This is a genomic window from Actinomycetospora soli, assembly GCF_021026295.1.
GTDB lineage: Bacteria > Actinomycetota > Actinomycetes > Mycobacteriales > Pseudonocardiaceae > Actinomycetospora > Actinomycetospora soli.
In genome coordinates this window covers 125374-143734 of the sequence record NZ_JAJNDA010000008.1, presented here as the reverse complement: position 1 = coordinate 143734, position 18361 = coordinate 125374, and the positions used below count along the sequence as shown (strand labels likewise).

Annotated in this window: 16 protein-coding genes; 7 read left to right on the top strand and 9 right to left on the bottom strand. The window is 72.3% G+C overall.

The window, feature by feature from the left end; translation table 11 throughout:
* Nucleotides 1-444, top strand: coding sequence for a DUF2304 domain-containing protein (locus LN037_RS15075; protein ID WP_230753986.1), 444 nt, complete (start codon nt 1-3; stop codon nt 442-444).
* On the opposite strand, the gene LN037_RS33635 is transcribed toward LN037_RS15075, so the two are convergent.
* From LN037_RS33635 to LN037_RS15060, 3 genes are read right to left on the bottom strand one after another with little or no spacing between them, the layout of a single operon-like run.
* On the bottom strand, nt 373-1386 hold the full coding sequence (locus LN037_RS33635; RefSeq protein ID WP_230753984.1) for a glycosyltransferase family 2 protein: 1014 nt from the start codon (nt 1384-1386) through the stop codon (nt 373-375). The two genes, LN037_RS15075 and LN037_RS33635, sit on opposite strands and share 72 nt — an antisense overlap.
* Entirely contained in the window at nt 1383-2639 is a 1257-nt protein-coding gene (locus LN037_RS33630) for a hypothetical protein (protein WP_230753982.1), read from the bottom strand. The genes LN037_RS33635 and LN037_RS33630 overlap by 4 nt, the downstream gene beginning before the upstream one ends.
* Nucleotides 2636-4612, bottom strand: a complete 1977-nt coding sequence (locus tag LN037_RS15060) for a DUF6541 family protein (RefSeq protein WP_230753980.1) — start codon at nt 4610-4612, stop codon at nt 2636-2638. The genes LN037_RS33630 and LN037_RS15060 overlap by 4 nt, the downstream gene beginning before the upstream one ends.
* 225 nt (nt 4613-4837) lie before the next feature.
* Between LN037_RS15060 and LN037_RS15055 the strand changes: the two genes are divergently transcribed.
* A complete protein-coding gene (locus LN037_RS15055; protein ID WP_308286152.1) occupies nt 4838-6685 on the top strand; it encodes an arabinofuranosyltransferase in 1848 nt (615 codons plus the stop codon).
* Nucleotides 6686-6739: 54 nt separating this feature from the next.
* On the opposite strand, the gene LN037_RS15050 is transcribed toward LN037_RS15055, so the two are convergent.
* From LN037_RS15050 to LN037_RS15040, 3 genes are all read right to left on the bottom strand, one after another.
* On the bottom strand, nt 6740-8326 hold the full coding sequence (locus LN037_RS15050; protein ID WP_230753976.1) for a hypothetical protein: 1587 nt from the start codon (nt 8324-8326) through the stop codon (nt 6740-6742).
* A gap of 90 nt (nt 8327-8416) precedes the next feature.
* On the bottom strand, nt 8417-10294 hold the full coding sequence (locus LN037_RS15045; protein ID WP_230753974.1) for a glycosyltransferase: 1878 nt from the start codon (nt 10292-10294) through the stop codon (nt 8417-8419).
* Between the two features lie 52 nt (nt 10295-10346).
* Complete coding sequence (locus LN037_RS15040) at nt 10347-11183, bottom strand: class I SAM-dependent methyltransferase (RefSeq protein WP_230753973.1); 837 nt, start codon at nt 11181-11183, stop codon at nt 10347-10349.
* 184 nt (nt 11184-11367) lie between these two features.
* On the opposite strand from LN037_RS15040, the gene LN037_RS15035 reads away from it, so the two are divergent.
* From LN037_RS15035 to LN037_RS15025, 3 genes are read left to right on the top strand one after another with little or no spacing between them, the layout of a single operon-like run.
* The gene (locus tag LN037_RS15035) at nt 11368-12813 is read left to right on the top strand and encodes a class I SAM-dependent methyltransferase (protein ID WP_230753970.1); all 1446 of its coding nucleotides are present in this window, start codon (nt 11368-11370) and stop codon (nt 12811-12813) included.
* A complete protein-coding gene (locus LN037_RS15030; protein WP_230753968.1) occupies nt 12810-13166 on the top strand; it encodes a DUF6752 domain-containing protein in 357 nt (118 codons plus the stop codon). The genes LN037_RS15035 and LN037_RS15030 overlap by 4 nt, the downstream gene beginning before the upstream one ends.
* Nucleotides 13167-13215: 49 nt before the next feature.
* Complete coding sequence (locus tag LN037_RS15025) at nt 13216-13680, top strand: hypothetical protein (protein ID WP_230753966.1); 465 nt, start codon at nt 13216-13218, stop codon at nt 13678-13680.
* Here LN037_RS15025 and LN037_RS15020 read toward each other — a convergent pair.
* Complete coding sequence (locus tag LN037_RS15020; protein WP_230753964.1) at nt 13640-14251, bottom strand: hypothetical protein; 612 nt, start codon at nt 14249-14251, stop codon at nt 13640-13642. The two genes, LN037_RS15025 and LN037_RS15020, sit on opposite strands and share 41 nt — an antisense overlap.
* Before the next feature lie 180 nt (nt 14252-14431).
* Between LN037_RS15020 and LN037_RS15015 the strand changes: the two genes are divergently transcribed.
* On the top strand, nt 14432-15724 hold the full coding sequence (locus LN037_RS15015; RefSeq protein WP_230753963.1) for a heparin lyase I family protein: 1293 nt from the start codon (nt 14432-14434) through the stop codon (nt 15722-15724).
* Here the strand turns inward: LN037_RS15015 and LN037_RS15010 are convergent.
* Nucleotides 15721-16287 (bottom strand): TIGR03086 family metal-binding protein, encoded by a 567-nt coding sequence (locus tag LN037_RS15010; protein WP_230753961.1) that lies wholly within the window; start codon nt 16285-16287, stop codon nt 15721-15723. The genes LN037_RS15015 and LN037_RS15010 overlap by 4 nt on opposite strands.
* 197 nt (nt 16288-16484) lie before the next feature.
* Between LN037_RS15010 and LN037_RS15005 the strand changes: the two genes are divergently transcribed.
* Nucleotides 16485-17873: a heparin lyase I family protein gene (locus tag LN037_RS15005; protein ID WP_230753959.1), complete on the top strand. Its 1389-nt coding sequence runs from the start codon at nt 16485-16487 to the stop codon at nt 17871-17873.
* Nucleotides 17874-17889: 16 nt separating this feature from the next.
* Here the strand turns inward: LN037_RS15005 and LN037_RS15000 are convergent, their stop codons facing one another.
* Nucleotides 17890-18333, bottom strand: a complete 444-nt coding sequence (locus LN037_RS15000; RefSeq protein ID WP_255694184.1) for an SRPBCC family protein — start codon at nt 18331-18333, stop codon at nt 17890-17892.
* Between the last annotated feature and the right edge of the window lie 28 nt (nt 18334-18361).

Sequence of the window (18361 nt, the reverse complement as noted above, 5' to 3'; positions counted from 1 at the left end):
ATGGCACGCCTCACGATCGTCACGATCGTCGTCGCGGTCCTGGCGTTCGTGCTGGTGTTCGAGCTGCTGCGGCGTCGCCGCCTGCGCCAGAAGTACGCCTTCCTGTGGGTGCTCGTCGCGGGCCTGACGGTGGTGCTGTCGGTGTTCCCGACGGTGCTCCAGCAGGCATCGGGCCTCCTCGGCATCGCCGTGCCGAGCAACCTGCTCTTCCTCGTCTCGCTGTTGATCCTCTTCGGCGTCTCGCTCCAGCTCTCGATCGAGGTGGGGGTGCTGGAGGAGCAGACGCGACGGCTCGCCGAGGAGATCGGCGCGCTGCGGCTCCGGATGGAGGACGTCGAGCAGCGTGGTCGGCAGGAGGCGGCCGTGCCCGTGTCAGAGGAAGCGTCGGACCTGACGCCAGTAGAGGCCCACGACCAGGTTGACCGGGCGCGCAGCCGCCGCTGACCCGACGACGTGGGGCGCCAGCGCGGGCGTGAGAACCGCTGTCCAGGTGCGGTCGTCGACGCGGCGCTCGGCCTGGAGGAGACGCCGCCGACGACGGACGTGCCGCAGGTGGGTCGCCATCCAGCGCCAACCGGCGACCTTCTCCCGGCCCCAACCCTGGGCACTCGCGAGCAGGAGGAGGGCGACCTCCAGGCCGAGCAGGAAGGGAGCGAGCAGGGCGAGCATGCGGCCGCTCCAGAGCGTCGCCACCAGCAGCAGGCGGTTCCGTTCGAGCAGGTACATCTTCGTCGGGTTCCGCGAGAACTCGTAGTGGTGCAGCGCCAGGGCGGTCGGCACGCACCGGGCGGACAGCCCGAGCCGCCAGCAGCGCAGACTCAGCTCGGTGTCCTCCAGATAGGCGAAGTACGAGTCGTCGAAGCCGCCGAGCCGGTCCCAGAGCGACCGCCGGATCGCGAGGCAGGCGCCGCTCGCGCTCGGCACGTCGAACGGCTCGGTCCGGTACTCGCGCTCCTCGATGTCCCCGGCCCAGCAGGTGCCCAGGACGTGGACCGGATTGCCCGCGCTGTTCAGGACGTCTGGACGGTCGGCGAACCGCACACTCGCCATCACCGGACCGACGTCCGGGCGGGCCGCCTCGTCGGCGATCCGGGACAACGTGTCCGGGGCGACCAGGCAGTCGGAGTTGACGAGCACGACGACGTCGCCGCTCGTCCGACCGACCCCCAGGTTGCAGCCGCCCGCGAAGCCGGTGTTCCGGCCCGGGGCCAGCACCCTGAGGTCGTCGCGCTCGAGCAGGGGCGCCAGGTGCTCCGGAGTGCAGCCGTTGTCCACGACCACGAGGTCGACCTCGACGTCCTTCGAGTCGAGAACGGCCTCCACGCACTCCGTCAGCCACGGCTCGTCGCCGTAGGCGAGCACGACCACGCCCACGTCGATCGTCACGACGTCGCTCCCGTCCGTCCGAGTCCGACCGTCTGCACCGTGAGCACCACCATCGACGCGGCGAGTTGCCCGCCGGCGGCGCCCACGATCCCGTTCCCGGCCGTCAGGGCCGCCACGACCAGCACCACCGTGCCGAGTGCCCAACCAACGGCGACGACGGCTGTGCGGTCGCGGGCGAGCAGGCGGGTCTGCGTGCCCTGCACGACCACCCCGACCGCGACCGACGCCGCGAGCATCACGAGGACCGTCCAGCTCACCGATTCGGAGAGCGCGAAGAACAAGCGCACCACCGGCGGCACGACGACGATGCTCACGAAGATCCAGACCACGAGGGCGGCGAGCCCCAACCCGACGATCCCCGGCCGCAGACGTCCGGAACGTCCGACCGTGCCGCCCACCTCGGCCTGCGCCGTGAGCCGCGGGAGGAGCAGAGCCTGGACGGCCGGGAAAGCCATGACGGGAGCGCGCAGGAGGACCGCGGACGCGGCGAATGCTGCGGCGAGAGCGGCGTCCGCCGTGCGGCCGTTCGCGATCACCGGGCCCAGGTTCCAGACGGCCTGCGAGAACAGGTAGAGCGAGGAACCGACGAGCAGGGAGGTGAGTCCGACCCGCGGACCGTTCCCCGCTCGACATGACCATCCGGTCGGCCGACGAAGGCGACCGGGCACGACGACGAGCGCTCCGACGAGCGGACCGATCGCGAGCAGGCCCATCCAGAGGAGGACGGACGTGGCCCCGAGGACGAGCAGGATCACCGCACCGAGGAGGTAGCACGCCGCCTCGACCGCGAGGGTGGCGGCGAAGGCGCCGTACCGTCCGGTGCCGGCCAGTGGTCCGCGGACGAACGAGGACAGGGCGAGGGTGAGCGCCGTGAGCAGGAGCAGGAGCACCGCGGACCACCCGCCGAGCACCCGGGCGAGCAGGCCGCCGAGGAGCAGGACGAGCACCCCGACGGCGACGGCGAGGAGGAGCCCGCCACGCGCGACGGCCGCCACCGCGCCCCCGGCGCTCTCACCTCGCGAGTGCGCCCGCGGAACGGCCCGGGTGAGCTCCAGCTCGAGGACGGCGAAAGTCCCGCGACCGACGGTGTTCGACAGAAGGTAAAAAGACGTCAGCGCGGCGAAGTCGATCGGTCCGAGCGTCCGCCCGGAGGCCATGAGCAGGAGGTAGCCCGTGCCGGCGACGAGGACCAGGGCCATGGGGACGCTCGCCTGGGCACCGAGGCTCCGCGCTCGGACGCTCCGGGTCGTCACGGAGACACCTGCGGCACTCGGTAGATGACGGCGTCGCGGTTCTCGAAGACCTTGGTCAGCGCGGGAACCGCCTGGAGATCCTGGAGGCCGGGCGCCCGCTCCAGCCCGTCGGAGATGAAGCCGTTGGCGACGATGACGTAACGAACGTCCATCCGCGCGATGGCGCTGCGCACGACCGGGTTCGTCTCCATCTGGTTGAACCCGTAGAGCAGAGCCCGCTGGTCGTCGTTCAGGGACGGGGTCTCGGTGGGGATCATGAGAGCGTGTCCGAACACCGGACGCACACCGGCATAGGCCCACATCCACGGCGAACCGTCCGCGGGGTCGTTCATCGTCACGCTGCCGGGCGGGGTGAGACGGGCGAGTTCGCGATAGGCGGCCAACTTGTCGGCGGTCACTGTCGGGCCGGACCCGTACAACTGTCGGACCCTGTCCACGTTCGCCGAGACGTAGAACAGGTGCGTCGCCACGCTCATCACGAGGAAGGCCACGACGACGCCGAGGCCGCGAACCAGTCGGCCGGTCCGATCATCGGCTGCGGCCCGGAAGAAGTTCAACACTGCGCCGAGACCGGCCGTCACGGTACGTGCGATGTTCGCGAGTCCGAAGCCGGCCACGAGGACGAGGCCGTGCGTGGCGAGGGCCAGCAGACGGTACTGATCGTTCCACCACGGTCGCGTCACTTCGGCGACGAGTGGCCCTTCGTACGAGGCCGCCGCGACGTAGAGACCCGCGAAGACGACGGCGCCCACGAGGTAGAAGGTCAGGACGCGCCGGCGCCGGACGCTCCACAGCCCGAGCAGGACGAGGATCAGGAGCCACCACTGCGGATGATCGCGGACGTGGTCCTGGAGCAGGAGGTGGCCGACGGCTTCTGCCGGGGGCGTCGTCCCGGGCCAGTCGACCGATGCGCCCCCCGCGCCCGCCAGGAAGCCTCGTAGCTGCGGGAAGCCCACGACGAGCAGCACCACGACGGCGACGGCGAGCGCTCCCCACGACCGGGCCTGAAGCTCCCTCGACACGACGAGCTGCGCCACGAGCAGGACACCGAGGACGGCGGCCGCAAAGGCGGCACCCGGATGGAGTGCGACGAGTCCGAGGCCTGAGAGTGCCACCGTGATCGAGCGGAGCGAGGCGCTCCCGTCGGTCCTGAGGCAACTGGCGAGTGCGACCAGGAAGCTCGGGATGACCGCGGTCCCGAGGACGTAGGGGAACAGCGGCCCCCAGACCATGATGTCGTAGAGAGCGCTCGCCGGGACGCACGCGATCAGAGCCACCGCGGCTGCGGTCAGCTTCTCCCCACCCAGTACGACGACCAGCGCGGCGAGCCCGAGCGCGAACACGCCGGTCGAAACGGCGTCCCCGACGTTGAGGACTGCCTCGATCGGGATCCCGGTCGCCCGGACCACCAGCGCCGACAGCGCGTGGTCGGCGGACGGGTAGTAGAAGCTCTCCAGCGACGGGAAGTTGATGATCCTCAGGGCTGACGGGTCGGCGTTGCCGGAGTCCGCGATGAACCTGATCGCGTTGGCGTGGAACGTGGTGTCCCACCACTGCGGGAACGCCTGGAAGCGTTGGCTGGCCCGCCAGACGACGTAGGCGCCCACCCCTGCGGACACCGCCACTGCGAGGGCGACGAGCGCTCCGCTCGAGGTGATCTGCGGTCTCGTCGGCTTCCAGGCCGGTCGCGAACCGACGACGAAGATTCGGAGGGCGAGCACGATGGCGCACAGGAGGACGGTCGACAGCGCCAGCGTGCCGATGTTCCACGCCAGCCAGCCGCCGTCGAGATAGGGACTGACAGCGCCGACGAGGCCGAAGGAGACGGCCGGCGCCGCTCCCCAGCGGGCCCATCCGCGGAGTCCGACGGAGGCGGAGACAGCGAGCCCCGGGACGAACAGCAGGATCAGGAACAACAGAGCGGCGACGGCGGACTGGGCGACGGGGACCGGGGACGTCGCTATTCCACCCATGCCCGGCCTCCGTCCCAGTGACCGGATCGTGCCGATATGAGGGCTGGCCACATGTCGCGACTGCCCTCGTCCACGAGGGCCTCGTTCCGCGATCGTAGAGCGCGACCGGACCGCTCCCGGAGGAGGTCCGCGCGACTCGCCGTCGTCACCCGACCGTGTGCGAGATCGTCACCCGGCGGTGCCTAGAGTCCTCATCCCGGGGGCCGCACGCGACGAGGGGAGCCACTGATCAGCTCGCGACTCGGGCGTCCCGTCCTGCTCCTCGGAGGGCTCGTCGTCTCGGGCGCGACGTGTCTCGTGCTGCTCGTCGTCCTCAGCAGGCTCCGGCTCCCGTTCCCCACCTATGCCGCGTCGGCGATCGCCGCGACGGTCGGGGCGCTCGTCGTCGCGGCCCTGGTCTGGATCGCGGCCTCGGAGCGACGGGCAGGCAGTACGTGGGCCGCGCTCGTCGTGCCGGGCCTCCTCGCCGCGCTGCCGACCCTCTGGCTCGGCCTGCTGCTGCAGGGCACCCGGTGGTTCCTCGGTGGCATCTCGATCGACCAGAGCTTCCGCACCCAGATCCTCGCGCGCTTCGCGGCCACACCCGCGCTGGTCGACATGAACTACCTCGACCTGCCCTCGTACTACCCGGCCGCCTGGTTCTGGCTGGGCGGACGACTCGCCGACCTCGCCGGGGTCGCGGCCTGGGCGTTCTACAAGCCGTGGGCGATCCTCACCCTCGCGGTCGCCTCCTGGACGGCCTTCGTGGCGTGGCGATTCGTCGTCACCCCGGCGCGGGCGGTCCTCGTCACCACCGCGACCACCGTCATCGGGCTCGGGGTCTCGTCCACCGAGCCGTACGCGTGGATCCTCGTGGCGGCCATGCCGGCCGTCGCGATCCTGCTCTGGCGGGCCGTCCGTGACGACGACGTGCGGCGTCGCGCCCCGACCCTCGTGGCGGTCGGGCTCTACCTCGGCGTCGCGGCCATGACGTACTCGCTCCACGCCGGGTTCTTCGGAGCGTTCGTGGTGCTCACCGCGCTCGTCCCCACCCGCGGTCGACGTCTCGGCGACCTGGCTCCCCGGCTGGCCCGTGCGGGGCTCGTGATCGGCCTCGGTCTCGTTCTCGCGCTCGTCGTCTGGACCCCGTACGTGCTCGCGGTGCTGGGCGGGGATCCGACACGCAGTTATGCCCAGCGCTACCTGCCGTCGAACGGTGCGTTCTGGTCCTTCCCGATGCTCCAGCCGTCCTCGGTGGGAGCGATGTGCCTGGTCGGGGTGATCGGCATCGTTCTCGGGTGGACCTCCTCGGCCCGGCTCGCCCGTCCGCTCGGGGTGCTCGGCCTGCTCGTCCTCGGGTGGTACGCGCTCACGGTTCCGCTGCTGCTCCTCGGACAGTCGAGTCTGGCCTTCCGGCTCGAGCCGGTGATCGAGCTCGTCCTGGTCTGCGCCGGGGTGTTGACGGCCGTGGAGGCCGTGCGTCTGCTGCGCGTGCGCGTCCCAGGGGTCCGCGTGCTGGCCGCGGTGCTGGGGGCCGTCGTCCTCGCCGCGTGTGCGCAGGGCGCGATCTCGCCCGACCAGCAGGTGGTCACGGAGGCCTACGCCGACCCGTACCCGACCGGGACCACCCCGACCGGCGGGTTCCGCCCGGACCGGATCGACGCCTGGACCCCGCAACTCCTGGCGGCCGTCCGCGACGCCACACCGACCGCCCCGGCGGACCTGGTGACGCTCGGCGGCCCGACGCAGTTCTACGTCGCCGAGCCCTTCCACGGCTTCCAGCAGTCGACGCCGCACTACGCGAACCCGCTCGCCCAGTACGGGGCGCGCAACGACGCCGTCCGCTCCTGGGCCGCCTCGTCCGATGCCGCCGACCTCGTCCGGCGGCTCGACGCCTCGCCCTGGCCGGCGCCGCGGGTGTTCGTCCTGCTCCGCCAGCCCGACGGGTCGGGCACGACGAGGCTCGTGGAGGACGCGTTCCCGGCGACGCCGAACGTCGTCTTCGAGTCGGTCACCTTCCCGTCGCGCCTCTTCGCCTCGCCGGCGTTCGTGGTCCGCGAGGTCGGGCCGTACCTCGTGGCCGTCCGCCGGTGAGTGCCGGCGCCGGGCGGGCGAGGGCCTGAGCCAGGCTGGAGCGTCTGCCGCCGGTCAGCTCGCCGCGACGAGCACGATGCGGAACGGCAGCCCGGTCTGCGGGCTGATCGCCCACCAGGTCCGCACCACCTCGGAGGGCATGGGATCGTCACCGCGTACGTAGCGCAGCTTGTAGGCGGGCACGGGTGCGGGGACGTCGGGCCGGTGCCGGGCGTTGAGGCGCAGGACCGCGCGGCTCAGGGGCCCGCCGAGGTCGTAGCGGTGGTCGAGCAGCGGCCGGGCGTTCCCCCGGGCGGAGAACTGGTCGACGATGTCGCAGCGGCAACCCCAGGCCAACGCACCGATCTCGCCGGGCGAGGCCACCGGGGCGGACCCCACGACGGCGGAGACATCGCGGCCGATGGCGAGGTAGGTGGCGGCGTCGGTGAAGTTCGAGTTCATGTCGGCCGCCCGCCACGGCACCCCGCCCTGCCCCGCGACGAGTCCGGCGATGACGCAGTAGACGGCGACCCCCGTGAGCACGGCCCGATGGCTGCGCATCCCCAGCGCTACCGCCGTCGCGAGCGTGCAGCCCGCGACCAGGGGGCCGTAGTACCAGGCCTGCGGATAGGCGTTGATCACCATGAGGGCGACGATGTGTGCGGTGCCCGACGCCGCGAACGCCACGATCACCGCGGCGGGGGACGAGGGTGCACCGAGCACGGCGCGGGGTGCACGCCGGAGGCCGACCGCGACCGACCCGAGGGCCACCGTCCACCCGGCGAGCACCAACACGCCGACCACCACGACGGCCACCGGGGTGCGCGACCAGTACAGGCTGTCGAACATCGCGATGAGCGACGGCACGTGGCCGCCCGCCGGGTTCGTCTTGAAGGAGAACGTGTCCGGGACGAAGCCGCCGAGCTCGAACCACGCCCACAGGTGCCACGGCAGGGCCACGGTCCCGGCGACGATCGCGACGGTCGCGGTCCGACGCAGCCAGGCGAGCGGCCCCCGCGCCCGCAGGAGCAGCAGGACGACGACCGCCACCGGCACGAGGTAGTCGGGTCGGACCAGGACCGCGAGCCCGCACCCGACCCCGACGAGCACGGGACGGTCCTCGAGGGCGGCCACGGCGACGGCCACGACCACCGCGACGCCCAGGTAGGTCTCCAGGCCCACGGTGGAGGCCAGCAGCGGTGACGTGGCCAGCAGGGCGAGGCTGACGACCGGCAGCAGCGGCGAGGCGCCGATCGCCCGCCCGATCCGGCTCATCCCGGCGCCGACGACCGCGAAGGCCGCCGCGAGGACGCCCCACACCGCGCCGGTCACGGTGCCGGTGGCCCCGAGACCCAGGGCGAGCAGCCACACGTTGAGCGGACTCGTCGCCGTGTTCGCGCCCCGACCGGGGACGAGGCCCCACTGCCGGTGCTCCACGAGGGTCCGGGCGTAGTCGAGCGAGATGTAGGAGTCGTCGCCGAGGCCCCGCACGGCCACCGCGGTGAGCGCGGTGGCGGCCAGGAGCCCGAGGACCGCGGACCCACCCGGCGATGCCCACCAGGATGACCGGCCCGGCGGACCGGGGACCTGCTCGAGGTCCGGTACCCGACGTGGGGCGGGAACGACCAGCGTCCCGGCCGACCGCGGAGTCACACTCGTCACACGAGTAACACTGGCCCCAACTGCACCGAACGGGACGACGACGCGCCGGTGACCGGCCGAGATGGGGCCCCATGGCCCCGATCGGCGGAGCTAGTCGGTGCCGAAGAGGCGACGCCAGTTGTCGGCGCCGGTCAGGCGCGGCGTCGCCGCACGCCACCGTGCCGCCACCTCGTCGCCCTCGCGGACGAGGCGCCAGAGCACCTTCGCGCCCTCGCGTCCGAGGCGCCTGAGGTGCTCCGGGTCGCGCTGCCGCACGCGGACGCCGGCCTGGCCGGCGTCGGTGACGGCGACCCGGTCGAAGAGGGCGACGTGCCACCAGTGCGCCTCACCGGCACCCACGAGGCCCTCGTGGAACGGGACCCGGCCGGACACCTGCTGCACGATGCGCTTCGCCCACACCGCCTTGATCCGGGTCGGCTTCCCGCCCGCGCGGACCACCGGCATCTGGGCGGCCCCGAGCTCGGGTGCGGCGGAGACCGGGTGCATGACGGTCTCGGGGTAGGCCGACCGCTCGGCCCGGATGCGCGCGGTCGCGCTGACCCCGCCGTCCTCCAGGACGCCGGGACCGGCGAGGAAGTCCTCGACGGCCCGGATCAGGGTCGCGGCCAGCCCGTAGTTCATCGAGAGCAGGTACCGTCCCAGCAGCTCGCCGAGGGTGGCGGCCACGTGCCGGACCGGGAATCCGCTGTGCAGTGCCGAGGTGATCATGGCGTTGCGCAGGTTGAAGTACCGGTGCCAGTCGTCCCAGTCCTTCCACGGGAAGTCGGCGTGCCACAGGCCCGCGCCGGGCAGGGTCACGGTCGGGAAGCCGAAGGCGCGTCCGCGGTAGCTGTACTCGACGTCGTCCCACTGGAAGAACAGCGGCAGGGGGTAGCCCATGGCGCGTGTGACCTCGACCGGGATCAGGCACGACCACCAGCCGGTGTATCCCGCGTCGACCCGCCGGTCCTGCACGTTCTTGGTGCCGTCGGGGAAGTACGCGGTCACGTCGGACTCGCCGACGGCGCCGTCAGCGACGTGGCCGTTGGTCAGATCCTCGAGCACCGCGTACTCGGCGCCGGCGAGCACCTGCGTCGGGTGGAGCAGGTTGAGCATCTGCGCGCCCACGATCGTGGGGTGGCTCGTGTACTGCGCGAAGGTCGACATCCGGACAACGACCTCGGGCTCGCACCGGACGTCGTCGTCCATGAAGAGGGCGTCGGTGGGCACGTCGCCCGCCGCGGTGACGACCTCGTGCAGGCCGCGGGTGAACCCGCCCGACCCGCCGAGGTTCGGCTGCCTGATGTACCGGAGCTGACCGCCGAGGACCTCACGGACCTCGGTGAAGGCCGGGCGGGACTCGACCGGGTCGGTGCCCTGGTCGACGACGATGATCTCGTCGACGAGCCCGCTCGCCTCGGGATCGTCCGCGAGGGCCGTGAGCGTGGCCGCGCAGTCGTCCGCCCGGTTGTGGGTGCAGATCACGATGCTGGTGCGACGACGGACCGCCGGGCTCGCGACGGTCCACCGCACGTCGTCGAGCACCAGCTCGGCGTCGTCGGTGACGATCTCGACCCAGAGGCCACCGCCGTCGAGGAACCGGTCCAGCCGGGCCTCGAGGCGGACGTCCTCGGTCTGCGCGTCGTGCACCGCGACGGTGCGCGGTACCCCGTTGGTGTCGGAGGCCCGCAGCATGACGCGGCCGGCCCCGCGGACGCGGCCGTCGAACCGGACCGTGGTCGCCGTCGTCCAGCGCTGCCAGTACGCGGCGGGGAAGCGCCCGAAGTAGGTGTTGGTCGACACCCGCCCGTACGCCCCGACCCGGACGCTCCGCCGACGACGTTCGGCGTGGCCCGCGAGGACCTCGACGTACATCTCGTCCGGGACGTCCGCGCTCGGCCCGGTGAACAGGCCTCGCTGCACCACCGTCCGGTCGGCCGTCGCCGGGGTGCCGATCTCGGCCGTCGTCCTCGTCTGCAGGTCCGTCACTCGCTCGCCCTCTCCCCCGACGGTGCTGTCCGCAGGGTAGGAGACGACCGGGTCAGCTCCACCCGCCGGTGCCGGAGGCGTGTCGCGCCGACGGCGTGTCCACGCTGCTCCTGGTCCCGGTGATCACGACGACGACCTGCTCGTTGTCGTGGGTGAACGCCTCGTAGACGAACTCGACGTCGTGGGCGGCGACGAATTCGCGCCACGCGCGGTGTTCGCCGTCCTGCCACCCCGGGTGGTTGAGGTACTCGTCGAAGACCACGACCGAGCCGGGCCGCAGGCGGGGGCCCACCAGGTCGAGGACGGTCGCCGTCGAGGAGTAGAGATCGGCGTCGAGATGGAGCAGGTCGACCGGACCCGGGTGGGCCTCGAGGAAGCCCGGCAGCGTCTCGGAGAACCAGCCGACGACCAGCTCGGCGCCCTCGACCTCGGGGATCGTGTCGACTGCGAACGTCCCGGCCCGGAACCCCGCGCGCCAGTCCTCGGGCAGGCCCTCGAACGAGTCGAATCCGTAGACCGCACCAGGGCGGCGGTCGGCGATCTGACGCAACGTCGTCCCGCTGTAGACCCCGAACTCCAGCGCCATCCCGCCGGTCGGGGCGAGCGAGAGCGCGTGCGCGAGCGTGTCCGTCGGCGCGGGGAAGGTGCGTGCGCCGGTCATCGCGTCGCGGACGAAGCGGGCGCTCGACTCCACCGCCTCGCGCTCACCGGCGGCCAGCATGTCGCGACGGTCCCGCACCTCGCGCGCGTGCAGGGCGGCACGCAGGTCCTCCACCTGGGCGGAGAGTTCCGCGAGGCGCCGCTGCTGGTCGCGCCGCAGGTGCTCGACCTGCTCGGTGATCACCGGTCGGACGGCGTCGCGCAGAGCGTCGAGCAGCCGGACGCGCACCGCGTGACGGAGCCGGCGTGCCGCGGGAGGCCTGACCATGAGCCCATCGAACCCTGTCGGCCACGCCTCGTCGATGGGGCGTCGATCATGTGACGGACGGTCGCGAGCCGTCCACGGGGCGTTCGTGTCGGCCGACGGGGAGGTGAACGGACGGCGACGAACGGCGGTCCGTACCGTGTCTCGTATGGGGGACGAGACGTGCGTCACTGCTCCCGAGATCGTCGGGGTGGATCGGGACGCGATCGCGGCGCGCGTCCGGCCGCTCGGGGGGCCCGTGGACGTCCTCCTCGACGGCCGCCGACTCTTCTCCGTCCGCCTCGAGGACCATCCGGCGGGACGCATCCCGTGGCCGGACGCCCTCCGGCCGCATCTCCACGGGACGGCGACCATCGCGCTGCGCCGACCGGACGGACCTCCGGGGGCGGCGGTCGACGTCGACCTGGGCGGGAGCGGCCGGTTCGCCGTGACCGACGCGTCGGGTCGTGATCTCGTCGTCAACAAGTGGGGCCGGCTGGGTCGTGCCCTCGGGGACAGCGACCCCCGGGTGACCGAGCGACTCCTCGACCACGCCGAGGCGGTCACGGCCGTGCTCGAGCGCGAGCTCGGTCTGGAGCCCTTCGTCACCGGAGGCACACTGCTCGGGGCGGTGCGGGAGCGACGGTTGCTCGGACACGACGACGACGTCGACCTCGGCTACGTGAGCGGGCACGAGGACCCCGTCGAGGTGGCCCGCGAGGGCTTCGAGGTCGGTCGGGTGCTCCGGCGTGCCGGCTTCGACGTCCTGCGGCACTCCGCGGGACACCTGCAGATGCACTTCGAGCACGAGGGCGTGTCCGACCACTACGTGGACGTGTTCGCCGGTTTCGTGCGCGAGGGCCACTGGCACCAGCTGTTCTGCATCCGGCACCCGGCCCGGCGGGCCGACCTGCTGCCACGATCGAGCGTCACGATCGCGGGACGGCCGATGCCGGCCCCGGCCGACGTCGAACTCGCGCTCGAGGCCAACTACGGGCCGGGCTGGCGGGTGCCCGACCCGGCCTTCCGCTTCGAGACGCCGCGAGCGACCCGGCGTCGGCTGGATCTCTGGTTCCCCGGGATGCACGTCGACCGCGAGGACTGGGCGTCCCGGACGGACCGTCGCGAGGTGAGCGCGCGCGCCCGGCGCCTGGTCGACGCCGATCCCGGACTTCCCGCCCTCGATCTGGGCTGTGGTGCGGGCGCCGACACCGCGTTCCTCGCCGACCACCTGGGGCGGGCCGTCGGGGTGGACTGGAACGCGCCCGCCCTCGAGAGCGCCCGGGCGGCCGTGCAGGGGCGCGACGCGGACATCCACTCGGTCAACCTGCGCGATCTCCGCGCGGTCGTGCGTCTCGGCGCGCAACTCGCAGCGGAGGACCACGGCTGGGTCGTCCTCGTCGGCCGCGTCCTGGACCACCTCGACGAGGCGGGCCGCGAGAACGTGCTCCGCCTCCTCGGCATGGTGCTGCGACGGGGCGGCCACGCGCAGGTGGACGTGACCGACGACCGCGAGGACCTGGAGCGGATGGCCGTCCGCCACGGGCTCGTGCTCGGACGCAACGGCGGCGACCTGGAGCTGCGGCGGGCGCCGGTCGTCGTGAGCGCCGCATGAGGAACCCGGTGAGGGTCGTCGGCGCGGCTGCGCGGCGGGTCCTCGTGCCCGAGTGGACCGCCATCCTCCGCGACGTGGCGGAGCTGCGGTCCGACCGCGACAACCTGCTGACCGACGTCGGCGTGCTCCGGTCCGAGCTCGCGGACGCCCGTCGTCGGTACGACGTCGAGGCCGCGGAGACGGCGGTGCTGCGCGCGCGGGTGGAGGCACTCGAGGCGGACATCGACGAGAACCGACGGCTGTCGGCCCGGGTCGCGGAGGTGACCGACCTGGTGACCGAGGTGGTCCTGCCGCTGCACGACCGCGAGATCGACGCCACGCGCCTCCGCCCGCGCGGCACCGAACCCGAGTGAGCGCTCCTCCCGCTTGAAGCGGACACCACCGACTGGTCTGATTCCGCCCATGCTGGAGGCCCACCGGGTGTCGTCGCTGCGCTCCCGTTGGGAGGTCCGCGAGGACGACACGCCCCTGCTCGTCCTGGAGGCGCGGGGGTGGCGCTCGGCCGTGCGCTACACGCTGGACGGGATCGCGTACGAGGTGCAGTCGAGCTGGACGGGCACCCAGTACACGCTGACCCGCGACGGCGACGAGCTCGCGCGGGCCGAGCGGATCGGGCGCAAGCGCTGGACGATCGTGACGCCGGAGGACACGTTCCACTTCCGGCGCCGGTCGATCTGGAAGGCCGATCAGGAGTGGGTGGCCGACCCCGGCTCCGAGGAACCGGTGGGCAGCATCCGGCGCACCGGGACCTGGCGCGGTGACGCGGAAGCCGACCTCCCCGGTATGCCGACGCCGCTCGCCGTCTTCACCCTCGCCGTCGTCCTGCTCATGTGGGAACAGGCTGCCGCCGCCGCGGCGACGACCTGACCGGACGCGGCACCACCGCCGCCAGCGCGGTCCAGCCCACCGCGAGCACCACCATCGTCAGCACCCCGACGGGGTAGTAGATGTGGCTCGTCAGGAACGAGTACGCCCCGCCGACGACCAGCACGGTCCCGACGACCGCCACGACCCGCCCGACGCCCGGCGTCACCAGGATCGCCGTGACGCCACCGATCACCGCGGTGGCGAGGTAGGCGTAGACGCCGGGGACGACGAGCTGGTCGGCGATCCCGAACAGGGACGCGACCCACGGTCCCGGCCCGAGCGTCATCGTCTGGTGGCCACCGCCGATGCCGGCGAGCACGTCGAGCGCGGTGTAGAAGCACGCGTACACGAGGCCGAGCACGATCACGACGCCCTCGAGCAGCAGGCCGCGCCCCCGCACCACCACCCACGGCCCGAGGGCGAGCAGCGGGAAGGCCACCAGGCCGATCACGTGCAGGTCACGCCACCAGGGCGCCGACTCCGGCGTGAGCACCAGCGGATGGGTCAGTCCGACCGCCGCGAGCAGCAACGGAGGCAGTGCGGCGGCGGCCAGGGCGGCCGGGCGAGGCATCGTCGTGAACCTTCCCCTGCCGTGACCATCCCGTGATCACCCGGTCGTGTAGTCCGTTCGGACTAATACACCGCAGGCCCCGAGCGACACCCGGAGCGAACGGTCACGCAACGGAGGAGCGGGATGACGGACAGTGAGATCGGGCGGGAGCGGGCGCCACACCGTCGCACAGCGGCCCTCGTGTCCGTGTTGGGTGCCCTGGCCCTGCTCGTCGGAGTGCTCGCCACCGGGGTGACGCCCGGGCAGGCGGAGGCCGCGGTGGTCACCGGCCGGGTCGCGAACACGGCCGGCGGCTGCCTGGAGAACGCGAACAACGTGGCCGCGGTGAACAACCCGCTGTGGCTCAACAACTGCGGCACCAACGCCGGTCAGCAGTGGTCGCGCTGGAGCGACGGCACCCTGCGCGTGCAGGGCCTGTGCTCCGACACCGCGGGCGGGGCGACCGCGTCCGGCACCCGCGTGGTGCTGGCGACCTGCAACGCCGCGTCCACCTCGCAGCGCTGGAACTTCTACGCCGCGGGCTACGTGCAGAACCAGAAGTCGAACCTCTGCCTGGCGCCGCTGTCCAACCGGATCGCCGCGAAGGTCGTCATGACGATCGTCGCCTGCGCGAACGTGGCCGCCCACAAGTGGACGGTGCCCGCGCTCTCCACCACGCCGACCACCACCACGCCGCCGCCCACGACCACCACGACGCCGCCGCGGACCACCACCACCACGACGCCGCCGCGGACCACGACGACCACGGCACCGCCGACCACGACGACCACCACGACGACCTCGCTGCCGGGTCAGACTCGTCAGGTGTGGGACTCGAACTTCACCGGCGCCGGGTTCGGCAACTTCGACGACACCCCGTGGAACAACGTCGGCGCGAGCGCGCCGGTGCTCGTGAACTCCCCGGTCACCTCCGGCGCGAAGGCCGCCCGCTTCACCATGCCCGGCGGCGGGACCCGCTCCGAGATCGTCCCGACGACCGCGTCGTTCACCGAGGGCCAGGACCGCTGGTTCCGGTTCTCCTTCTACCTGCCCACCGGCTTCCCGACCCAGGTCACGTCCTGGCAGCTGCTCACGCAGTGGAAGAACGACGGGACCGGTTCCCCGCCGCTGGAGCTGACGGTCGGCAACGGCAACCTGAACCTCTCCGGCGGCTACGGCCACCCGGCCGGTCCGCGCACCTTCTCCAGGGTCATCGCGCCGGCGACGACGGGCCAGCGGATCGACCTGGTCGTCCACGTGTTCTTCTCCCGGGACCCGGGCAAGGGCGTCGTCGACGTCTGGCGCAACGGCACGCAGGTGATCGCCGGCCTCAAGCCCCCGGGTGGGACGCTCTACCCGACGAACACCGCCGCCACGGCGAGCCTGAGCTCCTACTGGAAGATGGGCCTCTACCGGGACTCGGCGATCACCCAGACCGCCCAGTACACGATCGAGAGCGCGAAGGTCGGCAACACCTCCTCGCAGGTGGGCTAGGGACGGCGGCGCGGGTCCCGGCCGATGAACGCCATCAGCCGGGACACCGGGTCGGCGTCCGGGCCCACCTCGACCTTCGGTCCGAACTGACCGGACGCCCGCAGCATCTCGTCCATCGGGGTCATGCCCTCGAGGGTCGCGGCGCAGCGGTCGGGGTCCAGCCCGTGCTCCTGACCGGTGGCGCGGGCGAGATCCCAGCTGTGCAGGAACACGTCGGTGGTGAAGAACCGTGACACCGCCTCCGGCAGCGGCACGGTGCCGATGTGCGGGTTCTCGAGCTGTCGTCCGGCGGTCGCCGGATCGTCGAGCAGGGCCTGCACCCCGTCGCTCATCGTCCGCCAGGCCCCGGCCGGGTCCGTCCCGACGTCGGGTCCCGACGGCAGGTCCACGCCGGCTCCACCGGCGAGGAAGGGCGGGAACCACCCGACGAGGTGCCCGACGACGTCGCGCGCCGTCCACGCGGGCACCGGTGAGGGCCGCTCCCACGTGGCGTCGTCCGGCACGCCGTCCACGAGCTCGGTGAACCGTGCCGCGGTCTCGCGGTACTCCTGCGCTGCGTCCATCGTCAGCCCTCTCCTCGGTGTCGCCCGTGGTCGATCCCGCGCCCGCATTCTCGACAGCGCGGGACGGTGCGTTATCGAATTGCGACCATCCGGGTGAGGAGCTGCCGGTAATGCTTCCCGAGATCCGCGCGACATGACCACCGGACGTGAACCTGGGGGGCAGCGTGGGTCGACGGGTGTGTGCGGGGATCGGGGCGTTGGCGCTCCTGGTCGGCCTGCTGGTGGGTCTGGGCGCGCCGGCGTCCGCGGCGACGGTGACGGGGCGGATCACCAACCTCGCCGGCGGCTGCCTCGAGAACTCGAACAACTCGACCGCGACGAACAACCCGCAGTGGCTCAACGTCTGCGGCACCAACCTCGGGCAGCAGTGGTCGCGCTGGGGTGACGGCACCCTCCGCGTGCAGGGCCGCTGCATCGACACCCTGAGCGGCGGCACCGCGAACGGCACCCGCGTCGTGCTCGTCGCGTGCTCGACGACGTCGACCTCGCAGAAGTGGTCGCTCTACTCCACCGGCTTCATCCAGAACCAGAAGTCGAAGCTGTGCCTCGCGCCGCAGGGCAACCGGATCGCCGCGAAGGTCGTCATCACCATCGCCACCTGCGTGAACACGAACGCGCAGAAGTGGACGGTGCCCGCGCTCTCGACGCCGGACACGACCACGACCCCGCCGCCCACCACCACGACCGCCCCGCCGGTGACCACGACGACCACGGCGCCGCCGGTTACCACGACCACGACCGCCCCGCCGGTCACGACGACGACCACGACGGCCCCGCCGGTCACGACGACGACCACGGCGCCGCCCGTCGCCACGACCACGACGACCACGGCACCGCCCGCCACCACGACCACCACGGCGCCGCCGACGACCACCACGACGACGTCGACCAGCCTCCCGCCCCAGACCACGCAGTCCTGGGACTCGAGCTTCACCTCGTCGGGCTTCGGCAAGTTCGACGACACCCCGTGGAACAACGTGGGAGCGAGCGCGCCGGTGATCGTCGACTCGCCGGTCACGTCGGGAGCGAAGGCGGCGCAGTTCACGATGCCGGGCGGCGGGACGCGCACGGAGATCGTCCCGACCACCGCGACCTTCACCGAGGGCCAGGACCGCTGGTTCCGCTTCTCCTTCTACCTGCCCACGGACTTCCCGACGCAGGTGAACACGTGGCAGCTGATCACGCAGTGGAAGAACGACGGGACGGGCTCGCCGCCGCTGGAGATCACCGTGCGCGACGGCAACCTCAACCTCTCCGGCGGCTACGGTTACCCGGGCGGGTCCCGGCTCTTCGGTCAGGTGCTCGGGCCGGCCACCACGGGCCAGCGGACCGACCTGATCGTCCACATCCTGTTCTCGCGGGACCCGGCCGTCGGCACCGTCGACATCTGGCGCGACGGCGCCCAGGTGCTCGCCGGCTACAAGCCTGCGGGCGGGACGCTGTACCCGACGGACAAGAAGTCGACCGCCACGGTGGCCTCCTACTGGAAGATGGGCCTCTACCGCGACTCGGCGATCACGCAGCCGGCGACCTACACGATCGAGAGTGCGCGGGTCGGCAACACCCGGGCGCAGGTGGGCGGCTGAGCCGCGCCACCCGCCGTCAGGACGTGGGCAGCTTCACCAGCGCGTCGTGCAGCGAGCGCTCGGCGTCGTCACCCAGCTTCTGCAGCGCCGGGATCAGCAGCGGCGTGGCGAGCTTCGCCGCGCCGTGGAAGGTGAACGTCGCGGTGTAGCGGACGGTGGTGACGGTGCCGAGGTAGGAGAGCTCGATCTCGTCCTCGCTGGTCACCGTCTTGTTCCGCCCGACGATGCGGATCCGCTCCGGCTCGTCGGCCTCGAGCGTGTAGGTCAGCGTCGTCCGCCGCCCGCGGAACTCGGAGACGTTGGTCCACTGCTTGCCGACGCCCACCGGGGTCGACGGGTCGACCGGCTCGCAGGTGATCGTGCCCGCGTCCCACTCGGGGGCGTTCGCGAAGTCGCGCAGGTAGTCCCGGACGGTCTCCAGCGGGGCGGGAGTGGTCACGGTCCGCGTCACGGTCGGCATGCCCCCGGCATACCCCGCCGGCGTCCCG